The organism is Moorena sp. SIO4E2 (assembly GCF_010671945.1).
GTDB classification, from domain to species: Bacteria; Cyanobacteriota; Cyanobacteriia; order Cyanobacteriales; family Coleofasciculaceae; genus Moorena; species Moorena producens.
This window is the reverse complement of record NZ_JAAHIE010001082.1, coordinates 1-1,767: the sequence shown is the minus strand read 5'-3', so window position 1 is coordinate 1,767 and position 1,767 is coordinate 1. Positions and strand designations below refer to the sequence as shown.

Here is a 1,767-nt window from a genome sequence, read left to right as displayed (position 1 = left end):
GCATGACGGGTTATACCCCTCAATTAAATAGATGTGTTATATCAAGTCCAGTTAATCACTTTTAAAATGGTCTGTTGTTTTTTGTCGTTAGTCATTAGTAATTGGTAAAACCTCCACCTGCTAACCTTAATCGATATCTAGGGTTTCCTGGGTGTCAGAAATTCTCAAAGCTGTTAGCTGTCCGGTAAAAGAAGCCCCACATCTCAATGCTACGCCATGAGTGTGGTCAGAAGTTACCGCAATCAGAGGGTCGCCTTTATAGTTGGCAGGCTATGCATAAAAGAGGTGCGACCCGTGGCGAATTTAATTACGGGTCAAGCGCACCTTTGGTTAAAACTCGTGGAATAAGGCTCCACTCTTCTAAGGTTTCATCTCCGGGATGAATTTTGCACAGGATATGCACGGGACAGGGAAGCGAGCTATTAAGCTTCTTACTAATTCAGATCAAGTCATTCCACGTCGTTCGGCTTCTTGCTGTAACTGTCTTTTCTCGAAGTCAGTAATCCTGATTATCAGTTTCTTGTCTTTCATTTTTGGGTTGTCATAAGTTTATACACTTTATTATAATTAGAGTCGGTCGATAAGTAGGATGACAACGAACATGAGAATAGCATATCAGTATAAATTTAAACCGACAAAAGTACAGAAAATATTGATAAACAATTGGCTGTCAATGTTATGCGCTCAATATAACTACCTTTTGGCCGACCGGTTTTCCTGGTATGAACAAAATCGCTGTTCTATCAATGCTTGTCCCCTTGTCTGCCATCTTCCCGATCTAAGAAATAATCCCGATTATTTTAGTCAAAATAAAACTCTCCCAAACCTCAAAAAAACTCATCCTTGGTATAAAACAGTTCATTCTCAGGTACTTCAGGATGTAGTAAAAAGAGTTAAATTGGCTTTTGATAGGTTCATAAAAGGAGATAGTAATGGGAAACGGAGCGGGAGACCTAGATTCAAAAAGCGTCATCGCTACCGTACTTTTACTTATCCACAAATGAAAGAGGGGTGCTTGGAGGGTAATCTGATCAACCTACCAAAACTAGGAAAGCTCAAAGTCATCCTTCATCGCCCAATACCTGCTGGATTCAAGATAAAAACAGCAACTATCACCAAAAAATGTGATGGCTACTATTTAGTTTTATCTCTGGAAGATAAAACAGTTCCTGAGATCAAACCTGATATTAACCCTGACTCAATAGTTGGTATTGATGTTGGCCTCAAAGAGTTTTTGACTACTTCTGAAGGGGAAACCATTAATATTCCTCAGTATTATCGGAAGTCTCAAAAACGGTTAAAGGTTATCCAGAAACGAGTATCCCGACGCCAGAAGGGAAGTAACAACAGACTTAAGGCTATCAAGCAACTTGGAAAACAGCAGAAAAAGGTAGCAGATAAACGGAAGGATTTCCACTTTAAAACAACCAATTATTTGCTATCAAAGTATGATGTAATCGCCCACGAAAAGCTAAACGTTAAGGGGATGGCTAAATCCCGATTGGCTAAATCTGTGTTGGATGCTGGGTGGTCAGTGCGATTCGTTGGCTATAAACCTTACTCTATAAGGGTTTGGGGGATTAGCCGCTTGGTCAGAAATGAACCATGACAACTTGATAACCATGATGGTGAAAAACCATCCCGGAGACAAAACCTTAGAATAGTGCAGCCTTAGTACAAAACCTTACTCCTATGATGCCTAACCTGCTGACCATAAAGGCTGCACTATTCTTTCGGTAACTTCTGACCCTCGTGAAATCCGAGTGA

General features: G+C 40.3%; 1 protein-coding gene. It reads left to right on the top strand.

Features of this window, described 5'->3' with window-relative positions; translation table 11 throughout:
* Nucleotides 1-601 precede the first annotated feature (601 nt).
* Nucleotides 602-1,609, top strand: coding sequence for an RNA-guided endonuclease InsQ/TnpB family protein (locus F6K37_RS40860; RefSeq protein WP_502887835.1), 1,008 nt, complete (start codon nt 602-604; stop codon nt 1,607-1,609).
* Nucleotides 1,610-1,767 lie beyond the last annotated feature (158 nt).

Coding starts and splice junctions, on each gene's coding strand:
- F6K37_RS40860 (WP_502887835.1), top strand. CDS start 602: ATGAGAATAGCATATCAGTATAAATTTAAACCGACAAAAGTACAGAAA.